3 protein-coding genes and 1 pseudogene are annotated in these 3,106 nt (G+C 57.8%); all 4 read right to left on the bottom strand.

Features of this window, described 5'->3' with window-relative positions; translation table 11 throughout:
- Positions 1–595, bottom strand: a pseudogene (locus tag Q0198_RS08770) (hypothetical protein); the annotation flags it as partial.
- Positions 596–692: 97 nt separating this feature from the next.
- The gene (locus tag Q0198_RS08765; RefSeq protein WP_297897082.1) at positions 693–1,286 is read right to left on the bottom strand and encodes a CAP domain-containing protein; all 594 of its coding nucleotides are present in this window, start codon (positions 1,284–1,286) and stop codon (positions 693–695) included.
- 154 nt (positions 1,287–1,440) lie between these two features.
- The gene (locus tag Q0198_RS08760; RefSeq protein WP_297897079.1) at positions 1,441–1,743 is read right to left on the bottom strand and encodes a hypothetical protein; all 303 of its coding nucleotides are present in this window, start codon (positions 1,741–1,743) and stop codon (positions 1,441–1,443) included.
- Positions 1,744–1,758: 15 nt separating this feature from the next.
- Positions 1,759–3,106: hypothetical protein (locus tag Q0198_RS08755; RefSeq protein WP_297897078.1), on the bottom strand; the 1,348-nt coding region annotated here is incomplete at its 5' end.

Raw genomic sequence — 3,106 nt, 5'->3', positions numbered from 1 at the left:
GAGCGGTCACCACGCCCTGATCGTCGGCGGGAGTGCTCGTCTCAGGTGCAGCCGGGTTGCCATCACCGTTCGCGGGGGCGGAAGGCGTGACAGACGGGTTGCCATCACCGTTGGCGGGAGCTGAGGGCTCCGAAGCCGGGTCGCCACCACCGTTTGCGGGAGCGGAGGGGGCAGCAGACGAAACGGAAGGAGCGGGCATCTGACCGGGCTCCTGGCCCACGGAGGGGTTCTCATCGCCGTTCGCGAGCGCGGGTGTCTCATCCGACGGGGCCTGCTGATCCGGCGTCGAATCTACCCCGTCACCCACGGAGAGGTTGTTGCCATCCTGCTCGACAGAGAGGGTCGTGCAACGCGTGAGGGCATCGCGATACTCGGTGGCGGTCAAGTATTGGCCAGCGTTCTCGCCACCCTGCAGCGTGACGCCACCAGCCTTTTCGGGGCGCACGGCGGTCTGGGATGCAATGGACTCCGCGACACGATCAAGCTCAGCGTCGATATCCACGAGAGAGGTGACGGGCTTCCTTTCCTCAGCCGAGGCCAGATACTCGTCCAGAGCAGCCTGAGCGGCGTTGACAGATGCCTGCGTGTCGATCACGGCCTGCTGACGCTCAGCAGAGGGTGCGGTGTCAGCGGGTGTGGGCGTCGAGGTCGCGGGCGCAGCAGATCCAGCGTTTGCGGGGAGGCTCGACACGTCAACGGGGAGGGCGACACCGGGAACCCACCTTGTTCTGCCAGGAGTTGGCGCGCTGCGCGTCGCCGCCACCCGCGAGGCCGGAGACGTAGTTGGTGTTGTCGGCGTTGAAAGCGGCACCGTCGAAGCCGTACGCGGACGCAGTATCGCCAGTCGTGTGGAAGCGCGACACGTTGGGCGAGCCGCCGGTGACAGCGTAGAACTTCTGAGTGCCGTAGATACGCGTGAAGTTACCGTGCTTCGCAATATGCACGCCGACGCCAACAACGTTGCTCTGGGCCAGCATGTTCTTGTCGTGGCCAGAGGAGTTCTTCCACTGATCGAAGAGTGCGTCCGCCGCCTGCATCGGATTCTTGGAGGTGCCATAGGCGCCCCACTTGTCGCCGAAGTTCTCTCGATGGTTGTAGGCGATGTTCTCACCGGCGTAGGTCGTGTCACCGCCGTCGAGCTTGCCCGAGCCGAAGTACTTGTAGTCCGGGTCGTGGTTGAAGTTATCATGGTCCGACATGTGCTTGCTCCACGCGCGAGCGTCGGTGGTCACCGTATCGGAGACAACCAGCTCGGGCAGGCCAGCGTTGGCTCGGTAGGCGTTCATCTTCTGAATGACGAGAGCCTCGATGATGCGCGCAAATTCCTGCGGCGGCTTGTTCTCAAAGGCGCCTCGTAGCTCCTATGCGGCTATGTGTTTCGGACTAAGGAGCAGATATGCCGCGCCGCCGTCCTCATCCTCGCTGATGGCGCGTAAAATTTCATCGCTCGCGCGAATGCCCCTTGCCGTCCCACTCTCGCAGGCTCAAAAACGTCGTGCCGCCGTCAGCGTCCAAAGCCTTTTCGTTTAAAATTTGAGCGCGTAAGGTGCCTTCATTTAAGCTCTCCTCGCTCGCGACCTCGATAAAAACGTCCGTACCGAGCAGATAGCTGGTCCGCTCAAACTCGCTTTCATACTCCCAACCGTCAAATTTAGCGGCAAATTCGCGCACCCGCTCGTCCGCTTCGCAGCCGAACATCATCGCGTCGCTATCTGAAATTTTAACGATATAAGGCTCGTTCATGAGATTTTCCAAATTTTATTGCGGCTCGCATTTGCCGTAAACCCACTCGCGAGTTTCGTTTAGCTTAAACTCACCGTCTTTTAGAAAATACTGCTTGCTGCTTTTGATCGCGTTTTCGCCCGCGGCTATGTAGTCGCCGATGAAGCCGCGATCCAGGACGTCGTGCGCTAAAATTTCAGGCTCAAAGACGTTTTGCGTCTTTTGCGTTTCGTGCCATTTGCCGCTCTCATCAGGCTCGCGCAGGATGATGGAGATGTTGTTGCCCGCCTCGTCGTAGCCGTAGATATACTCGTACTGCTTGCCATCGGAGGCCGTGCGATTTTTTATCACGTTGCCGCGCGCGTCGTAGCTAAACTCGTTTTCAAACACGACCTCCCAGCGCTGCAGCTCCTCGCGCCAAAGCACGGTTTGCTCGCGCAGAGGCCTGCTTTCATCGGTCTCCTCGTGCACGTTTTTGTAGTACTCCCTCCACTCGTTTTTTGCGGCGTCCCAGCGCGATCTTAGCTCGCTAAAGCGCCTATACTTAGGCTCGATCTTGCGCAATATCTTTTCATCGCGCTGCCAGGCGCCGTCGCGCCACGCAAAATTTATCTCGCTGCGCGTCCCGTCCGCTGCCGTAAAGACGGTATGTTTTGTAAGCGGCACCCATTTGCCGCGCCACGCGTAGCCTTCGGAGCCCGCGTAAATGTCGCCGTTGTAATGGTATATCGATTTTTCGTACGGCATCCATTTTTTCGCTTTGGCGTTCCATTCATAGGTCGCTACGAAATTGTTTCTGTCGTTTTCATCGACAATCCTTTTTGTAAGGTGCGTCGGCGTCCATCTGCCCTTTTTTAGCGTGAAATTTTGCAAAATTTCCGTTTTGCCTTCGCGCTTTTCGACGGCTTTTTCACCCTCGTATGGCTTGCCGTCCTTGCTTTGCAGGCTGAAATAAATTTTTGAGCCGTCAGCAGCGATCTCCTGCTTGCTCATCGCCGTTTCGCGCAATTTGTTTGTATTCGCGTCCCAGTCGTATTCGACATTTTCGATCTCGCGCTCGCCGCTTTCGTCAAATTTGCTAAAGCTTTTCGATACGGACGCTCCCTCTTCGCTACTCTTTTTGTAGATTTTTTCTAGGCGGCGGGTTTTGGCGTCATAGTTTTGGCTCACTTCATATTCGTAGCGCGGCACGGCGCCGCCTTCTGTTTTGTAGCTCGTCTTTTGCAGGCAAATTTTATCTGCCGCCGCGTGTTTTGCCGCCGCCTCGCCCGTCTCGGTCGCGCCCGCAGGCATCGCGAGAGCTAATGTCGCCGCCAAAATGGAGCCTGCTAAAACCACCGATCGCGCCCTCGAATTTACCGCCGCTAGCGCTCTAAAAGCACCC

The organism is uncultured Campylobacter sp., assembly GCF_938045205.1.
GTDB lineage: Bacteria > Campylobacterota > Campylobacteria > Campylobacterales > Campylobacteraceae > Campylobacter_B.
The sequence above is the reverse complement of the archived record's forward strand: the minus strand, read 5'-3'. Positions and strand labels throughout refer to the sequence as shown.